The organism is Prevotella sp. 10(H), from assembly GCF_000711235.1.
In the GTDB taxonomy this organism is placed as follows: Bacteria; Bacteroidota; Bacteroidia; order Bacteroidales; family Dysgonomonadaceae; genus Dysgonomonas.
Genome location: NZ_JOMI01000001.1, coordinates 512,435 through 537,387, shown reverse-complemented (window position 1 = coordinate 537,387; position 24,953 = coordinate 512,435). Strand labels below are relative to the sequence as shown.

The window sequence follows — 24,953 nt, the reverse complement described above, 5'->3', positions numbered from 1 at the left end:
TTGTCGATTGATATGTTTTTTCGGAAGAAGTAAATCCTTAAACTTTGATATCAGCTTACTCAAAGAGTATATTTGTCGCGCTATTTTTTTTAGCAGCGAGATTGTTAATAGCAGATAAAGTAATGGGATATGGCTGGCCGGAAGCCATAAATAAACTTTATCTGATTTTTTTTGAAAAAAAACAGACAGGACTTGTATTTTATTAAAGATATGATTATCTCCTACGCATATACAGGCATGTATGCAGGGGTATGCGCTCGGACATGCGCATAAGCAAATAAATGCAAATGAAAGATTTGGGGTTAGTTTATGAGTCTCTCTCTCTCTCTCTCTCTCTCTCTCTCTCTCTCTCTCTCTCTCTCTCTCTCTCTCTAACAAAGCGCAGCTAACTTCCAAATTTTCAGGGAGAAAAGTTGAGTAGAAAGTTGATATTTTTTGTTGTGTTTGCACTGTTAGTTCTGGGAATTTGTTTGGGTACAAATTTATAATTAAATTTCGGTAATATAAAAATGGAATATTAACATTTCCACAAATCCGTAATAAAAAGGTTGGAATATGTTATTGGAGAAACACAGATAGGCTATACGAATAATCGCACAGCCTGCTGATAATATGATATTTAACTGTTACGCTTTTGTATGCATTCTCAGTCTTTCTTACACCTTACCGAGAACATGCCCGATGGGGCGTTCCCTTCTATATTCCATGCCGGATGGCTACCGCTCACCCGCAAGCGTGCTTTATTGGCCGAGAGGTTAGTGGACATCCAGATAAAGGCATCTGTACCGAAAAGTCCGGGTTCTCCGTATGAAACGCCTGCATACAGGATATTGAATCCACCGGCAAGCGGGTCGAAAGATTTGCCCTCTTTATTTCCTTCACATATGTCTTTGGTTGTATTACAGTAATGATTTCCGTCAGTATTGTCCGAATATTTGTAATAGTGAGCAATTAATTCGTCTTTCAGTTCCATATATTCTTTCTGACTTGGCAGATGCCAGCCGTTAGGACAAATTCCCTGTATTTTTAGATCCAGAGTAGACTGATCAGGAGTGGACGCAGTGTTTTGATTGCCCGTAGCCGCATACCAGTTATAAAGCATCCCTATTCGTTCCCTTTTATTAAACATGGTTTTAGAGGTGGGGCTTTCATTTGAATTGCTTAGATTTGGATATCCGCAGTGGGCAGCAGTAGACGTTGATGCATATGAAAATATCAGGTTTGGTTTCACGGGTGTATTACTTGCATAATTCGTTGCTGCCAGATTGTTGATCATCCAACGCTGGTTACCGAACATCGCGGAGAAGAAGATTCCGTTGCTTTGATCGCGGTGCCATTGTACCCTGTTTTTATTTTTTGAAATGTCGCCGTCCGAATCCGGTTCGTCGCTATTAGGATCGAGACCGTAGAACTGTTCCCATATATCTTTCCATTCTGCGAGGGTCATTTCCTGCTCGATGGAACATTGGATAATAGTCTGTGTAATGTCTTCGAAACGTTTAGGAGTCTGTGCATCCGTAAAGGTCAGAAAATTATAGCGTTGCTTGTAACCGTCAGAGGCCACATTGTATTTTTGCTTGACATCAGCAGAATTTCCGTCATTTTTTTCTTCTCCCTGTATGGTTCCGGCAGCAGGAGATAGCCCGTTGATAGCAGTATTTGTAGCCGGACTAATAATTAGTTTCCATTCGGCATTACTGGCTACATTCAGCTCCAGACCATTGGCGGAAGTATTATAAGTTCGTTGAGGGATAGTCGTTTTCCCATCAATCAGCAGCGCTTTATTAACCTGTCTTACATGCACCGATTCCGTTTTCTTACACCCTGTCATATCATATTCGAACAGGATTTTGAGGTCTTTTGCCAAATATGGATTAGCAGCTATCTCGCCAGCCGTCATTGCAGGCGGTAAAAGATTGATAGCCTGCGGACTTGTGGTGAGCGTTCCTGTACTGCCTGACGGTTGAGAAAGGCTTAAGTTATTACCTAATTCTCCCGCTATTATCTTCCATGTAGGCGGATTGGGCGACATTCCATTGCCCCATGTCATATTCAGCGTCTGGGCAGAAAGTGTACGCAGGTCTCGTCCGCTGGGGAAATCGAAGAATGTTTTGTCAGCATTTACTGACGGCACTGTACTCGCCGAAGACAGTTTTTGCCACTGGTCTCCCATCCACACATATACCCCGTCGCCATCGAGGTCGCACTTGTTGATGCTGTACACAGTCAGCCCCGTATGCGCTTCTTCATTGGGGCGGACGCTATTGGACGGATCGATGTCTTCCAGTGTATATTTTTTAGTCAGATTGACACGAGGAAGCAGCAGTCCTTTTTTTGCCGTTACGTTATTGCCGTCAGGGTCATTTTCTTTCAGGTCTAGCAGGCTTCCCTGATTGGGTTCCTTGCCCATTCCTATCGTCACCTGTGCATGGGCGCCGATGACCAGCAGCAGGGCGAGTGTGATACCGATTAATTTTCGTTTTGCTTGTTTGTTAGTCTTCATAATTGTATATTACTTTAATGTTTCTTTAAAATCCTTTATTTGCTTGTCTTCTATAATGTAAAGCCGTAGGGAATACCTAGTTATGCGTATTATTATCTATTTTCCCAAACAGAATAATAAAGATGAAGACAAATAAAGACAAATCGGATATTCCCTACTTATGAGTTTTACACTCAATGGCTTTGCTTTATTTTTAATGAATTTGTACAATCTGTTTGTTTCGTTTGTCAGTAAAAAGATCATATATATTTTGGGGTTCATCTGTTAAGTTTTGTAACAGGGTAGTTTGTCGTTTATATTAAGGCTGGAAAGCTATACTGCTGACAAGTTTCATCGTTTTCCGTTAATCTGATCTCATAGAAAAACACTCGTCTCAATAAAGTTTGGTGTGTAAGGACAGAAAGTCTTTTTTATACTCTCATTGCAACAATATTTGGGTTTGATATTCTGTCGTAATATTCCGGCACATCCGGGTTATTAATTTTCAGGTTATAAACATACGTTGGGTTAATTCTTAGTTTCATACAAATTGCGGTTGTTTGTTGATTGATATATTTGTGCGAAAACAGTGAGTCCATTAGCCGGTATACCGGCCTGAGCGGGGTGCATATATGAAGTGCTGATTCTTTTAGATGTAAAGTTGCTGAAAGCAAATAAAACAATGCGGAATTGCAGGCTGTAAGCCATAAAAGGATGCTGTCCGATTTTTTTTTGAAAAAAACAGACAGGACTTGTATTTTTTTTAAGATATGGTTATCTCCTACGCATGTACAGGCATGTATGCAGGGGTATGCGCCTGAGTATGCGCATAAGCAAATAAATGCAAATGAAAGATTTGGGGTTAGTTTATGAGTCTCTCTCTCTCTCTCTCTCTCTCTCTCTCTCTCTCTCTCTCTCTAACAAAGCGCAGCTAACTTCCAAATTTTCAGGGAGAAAAGTTGAGTAGAAAGTTGATATTTTTTGTTGTGTTTGCACTGTTAGTTCTGGGAATTTGTTTGGGTACAAATTTATAATTAAATTTCGGTAATATAAAAACGGAAAAGTGACATTTACACGAATATGGAATAAATGGGCTTGAATTCATAATTTTAAAAAATATACGTTAAATGATAATTTTGGGTTTTAAATCTATGTATTGAGTTTATAAATATCACATTATTGATATTTTGAATAAGCAATATTTAATTCATTCAATAATTTTTATACTATTATTTATCGAATTTTTATTATTTCTTATATTTATTATTTAACTTAATTGCTGCTCAAATTACAAATAATAGCACCTAATATATTAAAGGCACAGACTATGAATAAAGAACTATTTTTCGAAACAAGGGATAGCTTCCGTAAATGGCTGGTAAACAACGGACAAACCAGTGAAGGCATCTGGCTGATATTCGGTAAAACCGATGTGTTAAAGACATTATCGGCACATGAAGCATTGGAAGAAGCATTATGTTTCGGCTGGATCGACGGCCTGATTGTTTCCATAGACAAGGATAGGTACAGGAAATATTTTTCACGAAGAATAAAAGTCAGCAACTGGTCGGATAAGAACAGGAAACTTGCCGAAAAACTCATTGCCGAAAACAAAATGACCGAATTCGGCCTGCAGGTGATCGAAGAAGCGAAAAAGAACGGGCAATGGCATAAAGTACACGACAGAAGTATTTCTGAAACACAAAAGTCTGAGTTCGAAAGCAAACTAGCAATCTACGACAAGGCATTTAAGAACTATTGCGCGATGTCCCCGTCTACACAAAAGCAATTTACAGGATTCTATTTCGAAGCAAAAAGAGAAGAAACACGTCAGAAAAGGCTAGAGAAAATAGTCCGCCTGCTCGAGGAAAATAGAAAGCTAATGGGGTAACTATATAGAATTCATATAAATATATAAGACAAAAGACTACCCCAAGAGGTAGTCTTTTATCGTTAAATATATCATGTATTATTATTCGGCTGTCAATTCAATTACCCTGCTGTTCAAGCGTGTAGCAGTAAATGCGTCTATACCGATCTTCATCAGGTAATCGCCCGAATATACCTTATCGTTTTCTGCCAGTCGCGAAGTTGCACCCGGCATCAGGTTGATTTCCCTGATACGGTATTTCTTCATCGGGTCTAAGCCCTGCAGTTTGATAGGGTAATACTTTTCTTTATACAGCGGATTGATATCGTAGGTAAAGAGTACGGCTTTGTCTTTGCTTTCGCCTACATGCATTACCGATGTATGATTACCGTCGTAAGGAGAAACAAGGCGGAAGAAATTCCCATCGAGGATTACCCTTTTCAACCTGTTGTAATTGGCAACGGCTTCGGTGCAGAATTTCTGTTCGTCGGCATTCATTTCTTTCAGGCTGATATCGAATCCGAATTTACACATCATAGCTACATCGGTACGGAATTTGATACTAGCAGCCTTGTTCCAGCTTGTCACATGCGCAGCCATTGCCTTAATCGGGAAGAACTGAGAAAAATTCCACTGGATATAAAGGCGGTCTACTGGATCGGTATTGTCGCTGCACCAGAACTCACTGAAATATTTAAGCCCTTCGTAATCGCATCTTGCCCCGCCGCCCGAACACATCATTATTTCCACATGCGGGTACTTATCCGTTACACGTTTTATTACATTATAGAATCCGCGTACATGGTCGATATACAAGTGGTTCTGCTTTTCTTTCAGGTATGGCGAGTATATATTTGTTATCGGGCTGTTGCAATCCCATTTCAAATAAGCCAGATCGGGATTCTCGCTTAATATCTTATCCACTACGCCGAAAGAATAATCCTGCACTTGCGGATTGCTAAGGTCCAGCACCAGCTGGCTGCGGTAATAATAGGTTTCGCGGTTTGGTAGTTTTATCGCCCAGTCGGGATGCTTTTCAAACAGTTCACTTTTCGGATTTACCATTTCCGGCTCTACCCAAAGCCCGAATTTCACGCCGGCTTCTTTAGCTTTCTTTACAAGTCCCTGTACGCCGTTCGGCAGCTTTTCGCGGGTAGGTTCCCAGTCGCCTAATGCTCTTTTATCGTCGAATCTGGGATATTTATTGCCGAACCAGCCGTCATCGAGTAGGAACATATCTACGCCCAGTTTCTTGGCTTCGTGCATCCATTCGCCTAATATTTCCTCGTTGAAGTTGGGGCCTGTTGCTTCCCAGTTGTTGAGTAATGTCAGGCGGTCGCCTTTACCGTCTTTCAGTTGGTAGTTGCGTGCCCATGCATGCAGGTCGCGGCTTGCTTTTCCAACTCCGTTGTATGATAAGGTAAAGATGAATTCTGGTGTTGTGAATATTTCATTCGGTTTCAGTTCGTAAGTCGAAGCATACGGATTTATACCCGAAATGACGCGCAGGTTATTAACGTTGTCCACTTCGAATGTAAAGCGAAAGTTACCTGTCCAGCCGATAGTACCTACAAATACTTTACCCTTATCTTCCTTTACTTCTTCTCCCAATCCTATCTGAAAAAACGGATAGGCATGCATAGCTGCACGTGAACCGAGTTTGGTGTCTATCATCTTTTTGCCGAACTTCAGTTCCTGTGTGCTTAGTTGTGCTTCTTTCGACCAGTCGCCACTGTATTCATTCAGATAATAGGCCGGACTTTCGAAATAAAGCATCGCAGAAGCGTACTTGCTGATGTTTACGGGTTTCTTTTCATTGTGCTTTATCTCTGTCCATGTCTTGATAATGTTTTCTTTAGCAAAAGACATGTAGTGCAACGTTACCTCAACCGGATATTTATCGTCGGCCAGACGTATAATCGTTTCTTTTACGTTGCTGTCTATATTCTTTACTTCATGAGATTTATAATACAGGTACGAAGTCATGTTGCCGTCGTTGTGCTGTATGGCAAATGCCGGTTCGAAATAGTCTTCGTTGCCCGATGCGGGATATACTTCCCATCCGCGCGGCGTTACCGAACCGTCGGATGACGGACGTGCAATGAAGTGGGAGAGTGCCTGAATTTCACTTTCGTTGAGCAGTTTTTCACCGAAGTAGGCCTGATAAATCCTGCCGAGAGGGGAGGTTTTCAGAACGAGGTCAGTTTCATTTGTAGAGACCTTTATCACAGTCTGCTGCGCACTTACATTCATAAAAGATGCAATGATTAATAAAAATAAAATCGAAACGTTTTTCATGATTACATGGTTTATTTATGATTTGTATTTGATATTGATTTAAAATTTAATCGAAGCGCTGAACTCCATTGTAAACGGACGCAGGTATTTACCCGCCATCCATGTATTTTTGAATCGTCCGGCTTCGTCCTTCTGTATCAGTTCCGAGCCTGCAATCGTTCCGGTTGCACCCGACTGGTTGAAGAAGTTGATGACGGTAGCGCCGACAGACAGTTTTTCATTCACCTTAAAGTTGACACCCCCAAATGTTTCCCAATGCCCGTTGAAATATAAGGCATTGCTCAGATTAGCATACGTCTTGCTGAAATAACGGAAACTAGTCCATATATTCAGGCGGTTTGCAATCGTATAGCTCGGGTCTATTTCAATCAGCATTTCAGGTATTTCGGTAACATTATTTCCTGTGGCATTAATACTCTTGCTCATTCCGTCTGTAAAAGTAACAGTTGTTTCGAACTTTTCATAGGTTGGCTTCTGATATGTGAATAAAAAATGAATATTAAAGTCTTTAAATGGTCTTATCACCGCATCTGTAGTCCAACCGATTGTTTTTATATCGTAATTGAAAGCCGAGGCCATTGTTTCACTGTTGCCGGGTGTGGGGTGGCTGATATTCACTACGGTGCGGTTGTTTGTTTTGCCGATATACGAAACCAGCGAAGTAAGATTTATCCAGTCGTTATTGAAGAATATTCCGGCACGTCCCAGTTTAATCATTGTTTGCGCTGTGGACGGATAATCGGGTGTGGCATAGTCTTCGAGGCGCGGGCGGCGGGTTACCATTGTGCCGTCTACGCTTAATCCAAGTTTGTCGGTCAACCTATAGGTGGCTGTTGCTGCAAGCGCGTAGTTAAAGTAATCTCCTTTAAAATCTACCGGAGTAACTTTCTCGTCTGTACCGGGAATGGTTGCACCCACATGGAAATTGTCGAATCGGGCGAAAGGCAGGCTTTTACCTCTGTAGCGGTAATATTCGGCGCGCACTCCAAGATAGACATTCAGTTTGTCTGTAATATCCCAGTTGTCGGTCATATATAGAGCCAGTTTGTTTTCGTTGCCGTCGTAGTATTCTGAGCCACCGTAATTAAAGGCGTAGTTTGTCAGTGTTTTTCCATTTACGGTGTGTGAAAGCATGGTCGGATAATCCGTTACATCATGGTCGAAGCGTATGGTGTTCGACCAGTATTCTGCATTGTAATACCATTGGTTCAGACCTAAACGTAGCTTATGATCGGATATCTTTTTGAATAATTCGGATGTAAGCATAGCTGATTTTATATTCCCGTAGTGGAAACTGGCAATACGGTTTTGCTTCATTCCGGTGAAACGCTCGTCAGTGCCGTCGATATAATAAACCGCTGCATCCGGGTCGTCTTCCGTTCCTTCTTCGATACCGTTATTTACCATATTAATGGACGGAGCGCCTATCCATACATAGCTATTGAATGATTTCATAGCTTTGGCATTGAGTTTCCATTGCAGACCGTTGTCGAAAGTATAGTCCATATTCAGCATCAGTTCATTGCCATGGTTTTGTGATTCGTCATTCAAGCCTGATTCTTTTACATGCCCGTTTCGCATATCCATAGTTGTATATCGTCCGCCTATGGGAGAATAAGAACTCGTTCCAAGTGAGAATCCCGGAACTTCCTGCACGCTGCCGTCGCCTACATAGATAAACGGTGCCATTTCCACGATTTGTTCCAGACGGCGTGAATTGGAGTATTTATATTGCAGGCTGATGGTGCCGCGCTCGCCCAGCTTGCGGGTAATGGCAGCTTTATACAGTTGGGTTTTATCCACATAATTTGTATAACGCAGTTTGAAACTACCCGGATCGAAATTCTGGTAGATGCTTCCTGCGAATTGCCAGTCCTTATTCACAGCGCCCGACATACCCAGATCGAAACGTTGCAAGCCGAAGTGATTCGTATTATAGTTCAGTATTCCCTGAAAGGTTTCCGTTCCCATATTGGAGAATGAATTGACGGCATAAGCAATATTTCCGGTAGCAATTGCCGTTTCGTTTATTTGCATCAGCCCTACGCGCCGCAGACTGGCATCGCTGCGCCAGTGAGTCGATAATCCCTGTACGGCAGATGAATAGACTACGGGCAATCCGTTTTCGTATACGCTCACGTCTTCACTCGGCAAGCCGATAGATATCTGGCGCGGTCCGTTTGCATTCGATGCGTTCAGCATTACATTGCGGTCACTTTCGGCAGGTTTGGTTTTGGTGGTGTCTGCCGGATGTGTTTCTTGTGCGTTTACAATAAGTGATAATGTAAGCATCAGGAATATAACGATTGATGTAAGTATTGTTTTCATGGTTCAAAAAAGTATTTCAATGGATGATCGTTGGTTCTGTGCAAAACTACGGGCAATATGAGGCCTATTTTTTGTCAGGTAGTAATCAGGTAGACTTTGAGAAATAGTAGCTATTTGTATTGGTCTGTATATAAGTGAGTTAAAATTATGCGTTTTTAGCTGTCAGGTAGATGCTCTTTGTTGGTAAGTAGAAAATTATTTGTATATTCGGGACAAGAAGAACGGGCAATAGAATTACGACGACTATGAAAGCACTTATTTCATTTATCATACTTCACTTATTATTTACCGCTTACTGTTTCGGGAATGAACGCGACGATTTGCTGAAAGAACTTGATAAAGCGATAGAAATGCGCCGGTTCTATATGGATAAGAAAGAAAACCGTATCGACAGCTTGCGCAGCCTGCTCAATTCCGGTTTATCCATGGAAGAACGGTATCTTATCAATAACCAGATATATAAGGAATATAATACTTACCGCTGCGACTCGGCCATGCGTTACGTTTTCTACAACAAGGAGCTAGCAGACAAAACGGGTATACAAAAATATAAGGACGAAACCGCCATAAATATGTCCATGCTGCTCTCTACTACAGGCATGTATAGGGAGTCTATAGATAACTTGCGGAAGATCGACCGTAGCCGTCTCGATAGTTCACTGCTCCACGAATACTACTATATATCGGAATGGACGTATTACGAAGCCGGAGAGTACAGCAACGACAGCCTCTATGCACCAGAGTACAGGAGAGTAGAAAGGATGTATACCGATTCTGTTTTTTCGGTACTCGAAAAAGGTACGGAAAGATATAATTATTATAAAGGTAAAAAGCTATTGCAGGAAGGAAAACTCGAAGATGCACTGAATATATTTCTTTCGACTTATCCTACAATGAGAAAAGACAGCCGTTTGTATGCCATCATTACCTATGATATAGCCAATATTTACAACCGTTTCGGTAGTCAGGATTTATACGAGAAATTCCTGATAATGGCCGCTATATCCGATCAGGTGAACCCGTTGAAAGAAAATCTTGCAGGACAGGAACTCGCCTTGTATCTTTTCCGCAACAAGCCGGACGACCTCGACAGGGCATACCGTTATATACAATGCTCGATGGAAGACGCCCGCTTTTATAACAACCGCCTGCGTATTGTGCAGATATCCGAAAAGCTGCCTATCATTGTAGAGGCTTATCAGGCAAAAATCGAAAGGGAGAAATCGAAAATTACTTTCGCACTTGTTGCTATCAGCCTATTGTCCCTTATTACGATCGCCTTGCTGGCATGGGTATACAAACAGATGAAACTGGTAAAGAGAAACAGAAAAGAAGTAGAGTTGCTCAATAAGGAACTTAGCCAGATGAATAATAAGCTGAATGAGGCAAACCATACGAAAGAAGAATATGTAAGCCTCTTTATCGACCTTTGCTCTTCCTACATCGACAAGCTGGATAAATATCGCGAAATGGTGAAGCGCAAGTTGATTGCCAAACAGATCTATGACCTGTATAAGATGGTGAATTCGACGCGCAATATCGAGATGGAACTCGACGATTTCTTCGACAGCTTCGATAATGCTTTCCTCAAATTATACCCGACTTTTATAGACGAGTTTAACGAACTGCTTCTGCCCGACGAAAAGGTTCTGCCTAAAAAGAATGAACTGCTGAACAGGGAGCTACGCATATTCGCCCTCATCAGGCTGGGCATAGACGATAGTTCGCGTATAGCCTCCTTTATGCGCTACTCGGCGCAAACTGTTTATAACAACCGCACGAAAGTCAGAAATAAAGCAAAGGACAGGGATAATTTCGAGAAGAATGTGATGGATATAGGTATATGATATTTTCGATTATTCTTCAATGCCTAAAGACTAGGCTTTTTATGACAGATTGGCATCAGTATAATTATGGTTCGTTATTTGCTTTAGATAAGTCATGAATGGAAAAATTGAAATTATAGAAAATGATAAGAATCAGCATGTAGATGATTTTTATCTGAACTTTAAGGAAAAATTACAGGAAATACATACATTTCCCAGTGACTACATTTTTAAATTTATTCTATCTTCGGAAGAAAAGAATATCGCAAAACTGTATTCAATATTTGATAATGCAAACGCCAGCTTTTCATTAAAAGACAGCAGGAATGGCAAGTATACCAGCGTTACGATAAAGACTCCGGTAAACGATGCCGACGATGTTGTAATTTATTACAGGCAGGTTTCTTCTATCAACGGAGTTATGATGCTTTAAAATATTACCGCTATTAATTATTTATTTTAATTAATAAACAATGAACGCTTCCGAATTTATATCCGGAAGCGTTTGTGTCTTTATATAAAACAGATATTCTAGTTTGCCCGTTTTCTTGCAGCTATGATTATAATTAATGCCTGCGGTAAGAACAGCCAGAAGCCTGAAACCGGCTCGATAATGCAACCGATAATAGATGCAACAAGCAGGAAGTAACCTAAAAACGCAGGTAACGGCTTCCCTGTTTCCCTGATAAATATATGAGCCAGATATCCGAGCATCATAACCAACAGGCCGCAGATAAAGAACCAGAAAGCAAAACCCCGTGTAAAATCATCGTTTACACTGTTATATAATCCTCCCTTTATCATCTCAGTATAGCTGTCCTTTCCTAAAAGGATAGCCACTGCCGTGTGGATTATCCCTGTGATAATCAAAAATATTCCGCTGTATTTCCAGATTTTCATATTGTATATAATAATAGGTATGTAACCAATTCTCTAAAGCTACAAAAATTCGGAACTTTTTCATTACAATAATTAAGAAAATTATACTGTTTATGGAAAATACTGTTAATATACATGCCCTAAATTATAGGGTTCAAATTGACGCATTGATTTGTCAATCAATGATTTAAAAGTAGTGTTTTTTATAATTTTTATTCTTGAAAATTAATTTAATGTATTGGTATGTAAATAGTTATGTTCTTTCTGAGAAAAAGGAGTTATCTGAAATTACTATCAAATATTTAAACTTTAATATCATTTTTTACAATCCGTACTAAATATTATCACTTACTTTTGTTAATGTATTTTAATCTTAAATAACACGTATTTAATGTTCACATTTGCACAAAATAATTTTAACTTTTTCGCTTCTTTTTCTTCTGAAAATTTGGCAGTTAGACTTATTTTGCTAGAGAGAGAGAGAGAGAGAGAGAGAGAGAGAGAGAGAGAGAGAGAGAGAGAGAACACACACAACCGACAGCTATACTATCCATTAAATAAGACCCCCAAAAACAGGCCGGGCAAAGAGCGCGCTAAATTAGATATAATAATTAAGAAAAAAAAGCCGCATAGGTATTTACACGACGTAAATGCCTATGCGGCTTTTTTTATTTTTTAAACTAAACAATCTCTATGAAAAATCGTACTACCAAATGAAAATCAAATCACAATGAAAATTCAAACTAACGAACAAAAAATCTTTTAACCCTAAAATCAAAAGTATGAGAATTATTTCACTTAATTTTTTCTCTTTCATCAGAAAGAGAACAGGACGACTCTTTTTACCTATGAGAATCGCATGTATACTTGTTTTTATCGGTTTAATGGGCATTCCGGTCGCTGCGTATTCTAATAATACCAACGATGTGACGACTGCTTCCGGTGAAAAATCAGAACAGCAAGAGAAAACAATTACCGGTGTAGTTGTCGATGGTAACAGAGAGCCCGTAATCGGTGTGGCCGTTACTGTAAAAGGCACTACAACAGGTGTTCTTACCGATGTAGACGGACAGTATAGAATAACAGTTCCGAATGATAATGCCATATTGGTTTTCTCATTTATTGGGTTTAAGACTCAGGAAATTGTTGTGGGATCACAAACTACAATTGATGTTACATTAGCTGAAGACGCGCAACTGCTCGATGAAGTAATTGTGGTGAGTTATGGTACACAGAAGAAAAGTAAAGTAACAGGCGCTATAACAAATATCAAAGCTGATGCTTTGGCTGATTTGCCTGTAGGACAGGTTGCACAAAAGCTACAAGGACAGATTGCCGGAGTGCAGGTAAGCCAGGCTTCGGGTATACCCGGTCAGGGAATGGCTTTCAGGGTTCGTGGTGCTGCTTCCTTGGGTAGTGGTAGCCAGCCTTTGATTGTTCTCGACGGAATGCCTTTCTCTACAGGATTGAATAACATCAACCCTGATGAAATCGAAAGCTTCTCTGTATTGAAAGATGCCGCTGCAACATCACTTTACGGTTCACGTGCGGCTAACGGTGTTATCCTGATCACAACCAAAAGAGGTAAGGTAGGGAAAACAACTGTGACTTTAAATGCCAGCTATGGTATTCAGTCATTGTCAGGCACTAAGGAAATGGATGTAATGAATGCACGCGAATTTGCACAATTCAAAAAAGAATATTACGAAGATGCAATAAAGTGGGGAGACAGGCCGGCTAGTGACGGAATTCCTGAAATGTATCAGAATCCCGAGGAATATGGCGAAGGTACTAACTGGTATAAGCTGATGACGCGAACCGGAACTATACAGTCATACAGTGTAGGTATAACCGGAGGTACAGACAAGTTTACCAGCATGTCTACAATTGGATATTTCAATCAGAAAGGAATTGTTAAGAACTCACAATTCCAACGTATTACACTTCGTTCAAATAACGACTATAAAGTAAATGATAAAATTAAGATAGGACTGAATGTAGCTCCTATGCTGCAACTCTATCGCAATGGGAATACCGATGGTGACCGAAATATCCTGAGTGGTGCCCTTATAGCCGACCCTTGCCAGACTCCTTACGATGATAACGGCGATCTTAAAATAGCGCTATATTCTCCGGGAATGTTCGACCAGGTGAACTGGCTAAGAAGAGTAAACGAATATGAAGACAAATACAGGGTATTTACTTTACTTACTAATGCTTTTGCCGATGTAGATATCTGGAACGGTATTAAGTATAAATTTCAGATAGGTATCGATTTGGGCAACAGACAGCAAAACGTATGGACACCTTCTACTTCGGCAGGGGGGTGGAATTCAGCACCTCCGGGAAAACCCGGCGGACAGTACAACACTGAGTTTTACTACAACTGGAATATGGAAAACCTTTTAACTTATGATAAAACATTCGGCGACCATAGCCTGAGCCTGTTGGCCGGTTATTCTGCACAGGAATATCATTGGGAAAGAGGAGCACTGAGTGGTAGCGATTATCCGGACGATGCTGTAAAATGGGTACATGCCGCAGCTACCCGAACAGGTGACACAGGTGTAACTGCATGGACAGTATCTTCATTGACCGGCCGTGTAGACTATAGCTTCAAAGACCGCTATATGATTCAGGGTAATATCAGACGCGACGGTAGTTCGAGATTCGGTGCCGGAAGTAAGTGGGCAAACTTCCCGTCTGCATCGGCAGGATGGCTCGTTTCAGAAGAATCGTTTATGAAACCGTTGAGCAGAACAATGAACTATTTTAAAATCAGGGCCAGTTACGGTATCACCGGTAACTATGAATTCGGAAACTACGAACATATAACCCAGATAGGTAACAGCAATTATGTTTTCAACGGCGCCATTGCTTCGGGTAAGGTTCCTACTAATATTGGAAACCGTGAACTGACATGGGAAGAAACTAAACAATTCGACTTAGGTCTGGATTTCGGATTCTTCAACGACCGCCTGTTCTTCATGTACGACTATTATACTAAGACAACAGACGGTATGCTTTATCAGATCGATATTCCGTGGTCATCCGGATTTGGTCAGATAAAAGCGAATCTGGGAAAATTCAAAGCATGGGGACATGAACTTACTTTGGAATCACGCAATCTTGTAGGCGATTTCACATGGAAAACGAATTTGAATGTAACAATACCTAAAAATGAGGTATTAGAACTAAGTACAAACAATACGCCTATTGGCGGATATGATGAATGGGGTCAGTTCAACAGATTGGAAGTTGGTCGTCCTATAGGAGTATTTATGGGTTATATATCCGATGGTGTATATATGAATCAGGCGGAATTCGACAGCCAGCCAAAACACAGTAAATCGAAAGTGGGTACTGCGCGTATGAAAGATATCAGTGGACCTAACGGTGTGCCTGACGGAATAATAGACAAGAATGACATGACGGTAATAGGTGATCCTAACCCGGATGTGACTTTTGGTATAACTAATGAATTCAAATGGAAAAATTTTGATCTTAGCGTATTATTGACAGGACAAATCGGTGGTGATATTTTCCTTGCTGCATATCAGAATACACTCAATCTCGACGGGGTATTCAATGTATTGAAAGTAGTGAAAGACCGCTGGCGTTCTCCTGAGAATCCGGGTAACGGCAAAATACCGAGCACTCAAAAAAACACTACAGAACTGTCCAGAGCAAATCAATCCGACTGGGTATACAGCGCCTCACATCTGGCTATTAAGAATATCACATTCGGATACAATGTGCCTCTAAAGCCTAATAAATATATCAGCAAAGCGCGTCTTTATTTCTCAGCTCAGCAAGTAGCTATCTTTACCGATTATCCGGGTACCAATCCTGAAATAAGCACCAATAACGATTTGAAGTGGAACGGAATGGGGGTAGACAGAACTACGTATCCTGTGCCGCGTACATTCAGTCTGGGTTGTAATATTACGTTTTAAGTGTATAAATCAATAATATTTTGAACATGAAAAAAATAATCACAATATTTATTATTTCACTCATATTCGGTTCGTGCTCTGATTTTTTGGATAAATTTCCCGAAGATTCTATAACAGGCTCATCATTTTACAAAACCGAATCTGATTTTACGCAGGCCATCAACGGAGCTTATTCTACATTGCGCCCGTTGTACGGATCTGACAACAAAGCTTATGTAATGTTGGAAATGCATTCCGATAATGCTCATTATATGTACTACGCCACTGATCAGGGACATGCAAACTTCTATCGCAAAGAAATAGCCGACTTTATGCTGAATGATGCAAATGATAGGGTTGCTACTATGTGGACAAGATGCTATGAAGGTATCGCCCGTACAAATGCTATTCTGGACTATATCGACGGAGCCGCATTATCTGATGGGTTTAAAAAATCGATAATAGGTCAGGCTAAGTTTCTAAGGGCTTTCTATTATTTCCATCTGGTACAGCTTTACGGTGGTGTTCCATTACAGCTTACACAGGTTACCAGTTCAACAAATGCTTTCAGAGGCCGCGCATCTGTGGACGACGTATATGCAGCGATTATCGATGACGTTAAAACTGCAGTAGATTATTTGCCGGTAGTTAAATTCAACGACATCAAACAACAATCGGGGCATGCTACAAAAGGTGCAGCCAAGATGCTTTACGCTTATGTGCTGATGACAAAACCTACGCGTGACTACGCTGAAGCCGAAAAGCAACTGAAAGACATCCTTACTATGGGTTACGACCTGATGCCTGAATATGCAGATGCATTCGATCCGGATAAGAAAAACGGTATAGAGTCTATATTCGAAGTACAATATCTGGCCGGTGATGTTAGCCTGCAAAATGATATCATTTACGAATTCCTGCCAAGAACCAGCAATTCATCTATTGCAACTAATATCCCTGACAAAGGAGATATCAAAGAAAGAGGTGGATGGAATACCCCTACTCAGTCATTGATAAGAACATATGATCCGGCCGACAAGCGCCTCAACGCGACTATCGGAATTATTATAGGTACGCCGGTAGATGCCAACGATGCTATGGTATACGACAGAGTTGGTAATCTGGGAGATCCGCTTAATGCAGGCGAAATTGCAAGGCCGTTCATCAGAAAGTATCTGCATAAGCAATTGAAGGAATTCAACAACAACGACAACTGGCCGGTTTATCGCTATGCCGATGCGCTATTGTTATTGTCGGAATGTCTGGTTGAACAAGGCAAAGCCGGAGAGGCACAACCTCACATGAATAAAGTACGTGCCAGAGCAGGTCTGGATCCGGTTGCACCTACTGCAGAATCGGTAGCTGCCGAGCGCCGCCGCGAACTGGCATTTGAAAATCATCGCTGGTACGATCTGTTGAGATACGGCAATGCAGAAGAAACGATCAAAGCATATGCAGTGGAACTGAAAAATGATATTGCAAACTATGCTCCGTCGGATAGATTTGAACTTCCGGCAAATGCTTTCAAAAATATTTATCTGTTGTTCCCAATACCTTACAGGGAAATGAATATAAATAAAGATTTGACACAAAATCCGGGTTATTAATAAAGAAGGGTTTATACTGGGAGTAGGGGGAAGATCTTCGCAAAAGAGGGTTCTTCCCCCTCTGCTTATTTATTGTAATTATCATCTTTTATTAACATTCGATTTTAAAACTTTTACGTAGTCATCTTGGTTTACAGTTATTATAGTATTAATAATTAAACTCAGGATTATGTCAGCAGATAAAGATAAAACCCCGGAGAATATGCCGGGTACGACTTCACCCGACACAGTAGATAATACTCAAGCAGGGGCACAGAGCATTACCGACAGAAAGGTAGACCAGTATTACGGGGAGCTTCCACAGGATAATACAGACGACTTGGATGATCTGGATGATTCACTCAGCATAAATGAGAACCGCAATGAAGCTTTGGAGATACCGTTTGAATACGAGAGTATAGTGGAGCAAATAACAGAATCTGTTTTCAACGGATACGTATGCTTCCTTAACCCCGAAACGCTGGAAATAGAACAGGTTGCCGATGAGGGCACTCTCGGCATGTCCGATTCTGAATATGCCGAGCAAAACGATGATATGATCGACGAGTTTGGGCTCAACTATACCCAGTGGGACAACTATATCCGTTTCGAACCTTTCAGCAGGGATGATATGATGAACAGGATCGATGATTTCATAACTAGCCTCAACGATCAGAAACTGCAGTCGCAACTCGAAGACTTTCCGGACGAGGCGGAACTGTTCAACCTGTTTCCTGCCATATTGGAAAGGACAGGCAAAACACTTGATTGGAATGTATTCCTGAGAAACGAAATCGAGGCTTATGTAAAAAGCCAGTTGTCAGATACTATAAGACGGCACACCGATTCGAATAACGAAATATACGATGTGTAAACTATCGTAGTTCCTGAAAATGCAGTATATCAGAATAATACCGTATAAGGCACATTATTCTGATATGCATTCTCTCCACAATTTCGAAAACTGAAACGTATCCACTATCGTTCGTTCCAGCTCGTTCTTGTCTTCTTCCTCAAGATATGTGACCTTTATTTTAGGGTTATTGCAATCGGGGCAGTTTCCGATTTCCTCTAATTCAATATGGCTGTCTATTTCATTAAGCCTGTCTTTTACTTTCTGCAGATCTTCTTCCGCGTATTTACATACTTCTACTTCGAAGTGCTTTTGTACTATATTGTTTACCATAACTATAATTATTACTCCCTTCATTTATTCCGGTTTCATATATATGAACCATTACAAGCATGTTTTGTTTTAGTTCATGATATCTAATGAATTATTATAGAATATGGTTTACATAAAAAAGATTCTCCATGTATTAAAAATATTCCTGCTATCTTTTCTCGGCTTTGTAGTCCTCTACCTTATTGTGGAGTTCTGTCTGTCCAGAATACCCGTTGCAGGAGAAATTACGGAAAACCCCGATATAACGATATACATTATTACCAATGGCGACCACACTGATATAGTCGTTCCCGTAAAAAGTGCACAAATAGACTGGAGTGAAAAGATAAAGTACTCAAATACCGTCTCCAAGGATACAACCTATGCTTATTTGGCAATTGGCTGGGGAGATAAAGGGTTCTATCTCGACACGCCTACATGGTCGCAACTTAAATTCTCCGTGGCCTTCAAAGCCGTCTTCGGAATCAATACGACGGCTATGCATACCACTTTCTATCATACGATGACAGATGGCGACAGATGTAAGGAAATACGCATCAATGACGATCAGTACCGGAGGCTGATCGACTTTATCACAGCCAAGTTCCAGACAGACGCGGCCGGAGATTTCATCAATATCAAAACAGATGCAAACTATGGTGATTCCGATGCCTTTTATGAAGCAAAAGGCCGCTATAGCTTGTTTTATACCTGCAACTCATGGGCAAATGATGCCCTGAAAGCGGCAGGTCAAAAGGCGTGTGTATGGACTGCATTCGACAAAGGGTTGTTTTGGCAGTATAGATGATCGCGCTATTCTTTTACCTCTATTTCAATCACTGCCGCCTTAACGCCTTTGGCCTTTGCTTCAAACACTATCTTACCTTTATTTTCCCCTGCCTGTACTATCGCTGTCAGTTGCCCGCTGAAAAGCGGCATCTGCGGCAAATGAAATAAGTCGAGGCTTGTTGGGTCGCCGTTGGCAGCTGCCCTGTATTTCCCGTTTCCTTTGGCAGAGAATGTTATCATACGTTTATCTGCAGGGCAGAGATTCCCGTCTTTATCCACTACACGCACGTTGATATAAGCCAGGTCTTTTCCGTCGGCACTGAGTTGCATGCGGTCGGCAGTCAATTCTATGCGGTAAGGCTCGCCTGCAGTACGCACTGTTTTCTCTGCTACCGCTTTGCCTTCAGAGTTATAAGCCACTACCTTTACTTCTCCCGGTTGATAGACTGCATCCATCCACATCAGGCGGTAACGGTTTGTCAGCGAAGAATCGTTCTTGCTTTGCTTTCCGTAACTCTTGCCATTGATAAACAACTCGGCTGTAGGATAATTGGTGTAAACAAAAACGGGAGTCTTTTGCCCTTCACGTCCTTTCCAGTTCCAGTGAGGGAGGATATGCAGCGTATTTTCATTCTTATTCCAGATACTTTTGTACAGGTAATAGCGGTCTTTAGGGATGCTGGCTAAGTCGATAATCCCAAACATGGAACTGTGATTCGGCCATGCATCGGTATCGTAGGGAGAGGGTTCTCCCAGATAATCGAAGCCCGTCCAAACAAACTGCCCCATTGTCCAGTCGTAATCGTCTGCCAAGGCAAAATCTTCATCAGGTATGTTAGACCAGCTACAGTATTCGAGGTCGTATGATGAGGACTGATGATCGTCATATATTGCATCTGCCTTTTTCTCTACAGGGAATTTGTAAACTCCGCGCGAACTTACAGTGGAAGAAGTTTCGGTGCCTAAAACAAGATTTTGAGGAAGTTTCTCATACGTTTCCAGATAGCGGTGCGCCCTGTAATTCAGGCCCGGAACGTCTATCATGGCAGCAAAGCCGTTGTTCAGCACACAGGTCACCTGATCCATTCCGCATGTTACGGGACGGGTAGGGTCTTCCCTGTGACAAATATCCTGCAGTAACGATGCTACTTTATAGCCCTCGTCGCTGCATTGTGTAGGCACTTCGTTGCCGATACTCCACATCACTACGCATGCATTGTTACGGTAGTTGCGCAGCATGTTCACCATATCTTTTTCCGCCCATTCGTTGAAGAAGCGGTGATAACCGTTTTTACACTTGGCGATATCCCATTCGTCGAATGGCTCTATCATCATCATGAAGCCCATTTCGTCACACAGTTCTACCAGTTCGGGAGCAGGCATATTATGCGCCGTACGTATGGCATCGCATCCCATTTCCTTGAGCATAGTCAGTTGGCGGCGCAATGCAGCGACATTTACAGCTGCTCCCAAGGGCCCGAGGTCATGGTGATTGCATACTCCCTGAAACTTTCTCCGCTCGCCGTTCAGGAAAAATCCCCTATCGGCAATCAGTTTTATATCCCGGATGCCAAAACGGGTTTTGTATTCATCCACCATTTTTCCGTCGACATATACTTTCGAAACGGCATGGTAGAGGTATGGATTTTCGGGTGACCACAGCTGTGGATTATTCACAATAAAATTCTGTTCGAACGGCTTATTATGGTTTATCTTTTGGGTATTATCTTTGGTTGTAATTACTTTATTTTCCGAATCCAGTATTTCAGTTACTATCCTTATATCCTGTCCGTTGCTGTTTTCTATTTCCGTTTTCAGGTTTACCGAGGCGTATTCTTTCGATACAAAAGGAGTTGTAATATAAGTACCCCATACAGGCACATGCACCTCATCTGTAACTATCAGATGTACATTGCGGTAAAGTCCCGCACCCGGATACCAGCGCGACGACTCGGGCAGGTTTTCGAGGCGTACGGCAAGTGTGTTGCCTTTTCCGTCCTCATTGAGTAAATCCGTTACATCGCAATGAAATGAGTTATAGCCGAACGGCCAGAAAATAGCTTCTTTCCCGTTCACATATACACGTGCTTCGCTCATTGCCCCGTCGAAAAGCAGATTGACACGGGTTCCCTTTTTCTGAAAGTTGTTTACATCGAATTTGTTTCTGTACCAGCCTGTGCCTATATACGGCAATCCTCCTGTACGCCCCGTTTTTACGGTTGCCACCTGTTCGCCGTTTTGTGTGACGGCGACTTCCTGCAGGTCGTATTTGCGGTCGAAAGGCCCGTATATCGCCCAGTCGTGAGGAACTGTAACCGTTTCCCAGCCCGTATCATTATAATTGTTGTTTTTAGCATCGGGGAAATCACCTTTGCTAAATTTCCAGTTCTTTTCTATAAGTACTTCGTATCTTGGAGTTTGCGAATAGCCTATAGATGCAAAGAGGGAAAGAATTGATATTAATAAATAGTATTTCATGTTTTATGTATTTATATTTTAAACTACGCGCAATCGAAGATTACTTGTGTTCCTTTTAATGTTCATTTTGGTATTGGCTCCGCTTCACTCTGCCGAACGTTGTTTGCCCAAAACGAACCAAAAGGCTAGCGTGGTAAGCTGACGCACGACAAGCGGCTGTCTCGTCATCGCATTGCAGCTCCGGCCTTTAACCCGCAGCAGGGGACACATCCGGTGAAAGTGGCGAAGAAAGGGACGGGGCGATAGCCCGTATGTCACTTTCAGCCGCTAAGCCGTTGGTGGGTCTGCGAGGGTTGCAGCCTTGATTTTTTGTAACTTTTTTATCAAGAAAAAAGTTTATAGATATAAACATTCTAGTACTGATCATATAATTAATTATCATAAAATGTTAAAAGGTAACAAAAGTAACGTCTTTTTCATGTTTTGAATTGTTACTTTTTGCCCGCCAACTTCATCATTGACGGGCAAGGGATTTACCTACAGTATAGATAAAGTTTTTATCTGAAAGCATCCATTGCTACCGTCGGTTTGCCCGAATCGTCGAACGCCCCTTTTGCATATTCTTTCCAGCTGCCGTACGATTGTGGTTCCCAGTAGAAAACTCCCAAGCCTTTTCCGTTGGGAACAGCCTTTGTTTTCTCAATCAGCGAAGTAAGCATCTGCTTGCAAGCTTCGGGCCATGTTGGCTCCTTACCTGTTTCGGTCGGGTTTCGTTCCATGCCTATTTCGCATATCATCACATCCGAGCCGTATCGCTCTACCATATCCAGCATGTTATTGTAACAGTCATTGACCAGTGTTTGCCAGTTATCCTCACCCGGATAAAGCGACATGCCTATCACATCCCATTTTGCACCGTTATTTTTAAGACCGTCGAAACGCGGGCGGTACATATCGTTACGGTGTCCGCGGTCGAAGTGAATGATTACTTTGGCGTCGGGAAAAACCGCTTTAGTTGCGTCGTAGCCCGCATTATTCAGTTCAGCATAATTCTTAACATTGGCAAGCAACCTGCCGTCTTCCCACAGCATGCCGTTCATGGTTTCGTTGCCTATCTGCACCCATTCGGGGGTTATACCCCTTTCTTTCAGTGCGGTCAGTGCCTCGGTAGTATGGTCTGCCAAGGCTTTTTTCAAATCTTCGAACTCCAGACCGGCCCATGCTGCAGGCTTGGTTTGATGTGCAGGATCGGCCCAGCTATCGCTGTAGTGGAAGTCGACCATGATACGCATACCCAGATTTTTTGCCCTCCATGCTTTTATCAGCATATCTTCCGTATTGCACCAGCCGTCGCTCGGATCTACCCACACCCGCAGGCGGACAGAGTTGATACCGAGGTCGCGCAGGAGTGTCATGCATTCCATTTCTTCACCTTCAGCATTGTAGAATTTCTTCCCTGCTTTTTCCATTTCTGTGAGCCAGCTTACATCCGCACCTTTGGCAAATCCGCTCATATCGTATTCATGTACGGGTGGTTCGGGGAAAACAGGCTTATCGTCGTCATCGCATGAGGCAAAGGCAAACAAAGCTATTGCCGCTGATAATATTATATTTTTTAGTTTCATCGTCTTTCCTGTTATTGTGTGATACTATATGTTTCATTAATGAGGTCTACCGTCATCAGGTATGTTCCCGGAGCCAGATCTGCGTCGTCTTTGATATTCTCGCCGCGGTAATATAATTTACCGCCTGAACCTCCGAACTTGCGATCCCAATCCCCATTTTTCAGGTGGATTGCAAATCCCCATGGAGAAGCGCTGTTTATCGTAATATTTCCCGCATATACGCCTGCAGTAGCTGTTGCAGTCAGCGGAGTGTTAAATTGCCATACATCGTGCAGCCCTAAAACATATATCTGGTTTCCTATGGCCGTTAGGCTATATTCGAAGCTTATCATGGAAGTTTCTATCAGGTATACGCCCGGAGTAGGGGCAGGGATGTTATTTTCTTCCCCTTTGAACCGGAGTTTTCCGGCATAGGCATCACCCTCATCCATATTGTACCTGTCTGTCCAGTTATCCTTTTCCGTATTGATACTGTATCCCCATTTTGAATTTACATTGATCACTCCTGCATATTTCAATTCGTTTTCATTATATAGTTTCAGATAATGGTCGAAGTTCCAGTCGGCGTTGGTTATACCGTCGTCTATTCCCGGCAGGTAAAGATATTGGATGACAGGCTCGGGCTCTTCGGAACCGCTAACTGCCGTGCATGTCCATGCCTGAGGATTGCTGAGGTCGACCACAAGGGTATAAGTTCCGGCTTCGGGTACAGATACGGTGATATCTCCTGCCTGTTCAGCCCGTATTATATTCTCTCCGTCTTGTGAAAAGGCGAAAGGGGTATCTTTTGCGGCAGCATCACTATCTCCGGTAGTATAATCGTATAGTTTTCCGGCAGCGTTCAGTTTTATATTCATGGTAGAAGCTTCAGTGGCGTTGAATACTGCTGTCCATCTCACGGTCGGCCTGTCGAAATTCATCTCTGCCTGTATATCCCCGCTTACGGTAAGCGTCGGAAGAAGAAGGGCAGACCATTGTTTCTTTATCGTATTCACTTCTGTAAAGTAGCATCCTGTAATGCCCGGGAACCAGAAATTCCAGCGTTTATCATCATCGTTTTCAGACGACATAAGGAATGCTGCGCCACTCACGCCGTCATTACCCCAGATAGTGCCGTCGCCTTCGAGCAGATAATAGTTGTACCAACCCGATGCTCCCATGAATCCGGTATAGATACCGTTCAGTTCGGGAGATACAAGTATCCTGCCTGTTTCAGCCTTGTCGGCATCGAGTATTGTTCCTACTGACATATCTATCAGGTAAGATGTTACATTTACTGTGGCTACTTCACTATAAGGGCCGTCCATATTCGCTCCTGTAACCGACTTGATGCGGAAGTAAAGCGGTGTTTCATTGTCGGGCTCAAGACCCAGAGTTTTTGCTATAATATTCAGTTCCGCACCGCTATAAGCTTTCGAAAATCCTGTTGCAGATTCTTCATAAATCTCCGATTTGACATTGAAATCGGGATTTGTAGAAATCTGTATATAATAGGATACTGTAGCTGTAGATGATACTGACGGGTCACTCACAGCCAGAAAGGCGTCTTTAGTCCATGCCAGTGAAAGTACTACACGGGTAGAATTTTCTTTGGAAAGTTTCACATTGCTTTCGGTCACCACAAAATCGCTTCCTTCGATGCTCGAGAGGTAGATTTTGTCCCCGTCATCGTTGCAGGCAGTCATGAGCATCAGTGATAAAATCAGCCACGTGCCAATTTTATATATATTGTTTATTGCTTTCATATCTGAA

The 24,953-nt window shown here is 42.0% G+C and carries 15 protein-coding genes; 7 read left to right on the top strand and 8 right to left on the bottom strand.

Annotated features, from left to right (window positions below; genetic code table 11):
• Positions 1-646 precede the first annotated feature (646 nt).
• Positions 647-2,503 (bottom strand): FISUMP domain-containing protein, encoded by a 1,857-nt coding sequence (locus K348_RS0102340; RefSeq protein ID WP_029902525.1) that lies wholly within the window; start codon positions 2,501-2,503, stop codon positions 647-649.
• Positions 2,504-3,809: 1,306 nt separating this feature from the next.
• Here K348_RS0102340 and K348_RS0102330 point away from each other — a divergent pair.
• The gene (locus K348_RS0102330; protein WP_029902521.1) at positions 3,810-4,373 is read left to right on the top strand and encodes a YdeI family protein; all 564 of its coding nucleotides are present in this window, start codon (positions 3,810-3,812) and stop codon (positions 4,371-4,373) included.
• 81 nt (positions 4,374-4,454) lie between these two features.
• Here K348_RS0102330 and K348_RS0102325 read toward each other — a convergent pair whose 3' ends face one another.
• Positions 4,455-6,650 carry an alpha-galactosidase gene (locus tag K348_RS0102325; protein WP_029902519.1) on the bottom strand — a complete coding sequence of 732 codons (2,196 nt, stop codon included), beginning with the start codon at positions 6,648-6,650 and terminating at the stop codon, positions 4,455-4,457.
• 39 nt (positions 6,651-6,689) lie between these two features.
• Positions 6,690-8,978: a TonB-dependent receptor domain-containing protein gene (locus tag K348_RS0102320; RefSeq protein WP_029902517.1), complete on the bottom strand. Its 2,289-nt coding sequence runs from the start codon at positions 8,976-8,978 to the stop codon at positions 6,690-6,692.
• Between the two features lie 245 nt (positions 8,979-9,223).
• Between K348_RS0102320 and K348_RS0102315 the strand changes: the two genes are divergently transcribed.
• Positions 9,224-10,825, top strand: a complete 1,602-nt coding sequence (locus tag K348_RS0102315) for a DUF6377 domain-containing protein (RefSeq protein ID WP_029902515.1) — start codon at positions 9,224-9,226, stop codon at positions 10,823-10,825.
• Positions 10,826-10,919: 94 nt separating this feature from the next.
• A complete protein-coding gene (locus tag K348_RS0102310; protein ID WP_029902514.1) occupies positions 10,920-11,237 on the top strand; it encodes a DUF493 family protein in 318 nt (105 codons plus the stop codon).
• 98 nt (positions 11,238-11,335) lie between these two features.
• Here the strand turns inward: K348_RS0102310 and K348_RS0102305 are convergent, their stop codons facing one another.
• Complete coding sequence (locus K348_RS0102305) at positions 11,336-11,704, bottom strand: DUF6463 family protein (RefSeq protein WP_029902511.1); 369 nt, start codon at positions 11,702-11,704, stop codon at positions 11,336-11,338.
• A 761-nt stretch (positions 11,705-12,465) separates the two neighbouring features.
• Here K348_RS0102305 and K348_RS0102295 point away from each other — a divergent pair.
• The 3 genes from K348_RS0102295 to K348_RS0102285 all read left to right on the top strand — a co-directional run bounded on the left by K348_RS0102295 (position 12,466) and on the right by K348_RS0102285 (position 18,078).
• A complete protein-coding gene (locus tag K348_RS0102295) occupies positions 12,466-15,639 on the top strand; it encodes a TonB-dependent receptor (protein WP_156032731.1) in 3,174 nt (1,057 codons plus the stop codon).
• A gap of 26 nt (positions 15,640-15,665) precedes the next feature.
• Positions 15,666-17,225 (top strand): RagB/SusD family nutrient uptake outer membrane protein, encoded by a 1,560-nt coding sequence (locus K348_RS0102290; protein ID WP_029902505.1) that lies wholly within the window; start codon positions 15,666-15,668, stop codon positions 17,223-17,225.
• A gap of 169 nt (positions 17,226-17,394) precedes the next feature.
• Positions 17,395-18,078, top strand: coding sequence for a hypothetical protein (locus K348_RS0102285; RefSeq protein ID WP_029902503.1), 684 nt, complete (start codon positions 17,395-17,397; stop codon positions 18,076-18,078).
• 54 nt (positions 18,079-18,132) lie between these two features.
• Here the strand turns inward: K348_RS0102285 and K348_RS0102280 are convergent, their stop codons facing one another.
• The gene (locus K348_RS0102280) at positions 18,133-18,414 is read right to left on the bottom strand and encodes a hypothetical protein (RefSeq protein ID WP_029902501.1); all 282 of its coding nucleotides are present in this window, start codon (positions 18,412-18,414) and stop codon (positions 18,133-18,135) included.
• A 79-nt stretch (positions 18,415-18,493) separates the two neighbouring features.
• Between K348_RS0102280 and K348_RS0102275 the strand changes: the two genes are divergently transcribed.
• Positions 18,494-19,177 (top strand): TIGR02117 family protein, encoded by a 684-nt coding sequence (locus tag K348_RS0102275; protein ID WP_156032729.1) that lies wholly within the window; start codon positions 18,494-18,496, stop codon positions 19,175-19,177.
• A 5-nt stretch (positions 19,178-19,182) separates the two neighbouring features.
• Here K348_RS0102275 and K348_RS0102270 read toward each other — a convergent pair whose 3' ends face one another.
• From K348_RS0102270 to K348_RS0102255, 3 genes are all read right to left on the bottom strand, one after another.
• A complete protein-coding gene (locus tag K348_RS0102270) occupies positions 19,183-21,636 on the bottom strand; it encodes a DUF4982 domain-containing protein (RefSeq protein WP_029902497.1) in 2,454 nt (817 codons plus the stop codon).
• A gap of 497 nt (positions 21,637-22,133) precedes the next feature.
• Entirely contained in the window at positions 22,134-23,201 is a 1,068-nt protein-coding gene (locus K348_RS0102260; protein ID WP_029902493.1) for a glycosyl hydrolase 53 family protein, read from the bottom strand.
• Positions 23,202-23,212: 11 nt separating this feature from the next.
• A complete protein-coding gene (locus K348_RS0102255; protein WP_029902491.1) occupies positions 23,213-24,946 on the bottom strand; it encodes a DUF5114 domain-containing protein in 1,734 nt (577 codons plus the stop codon).
• Positions 24,947-24,953: the final 7 nt, after the last annotated feature.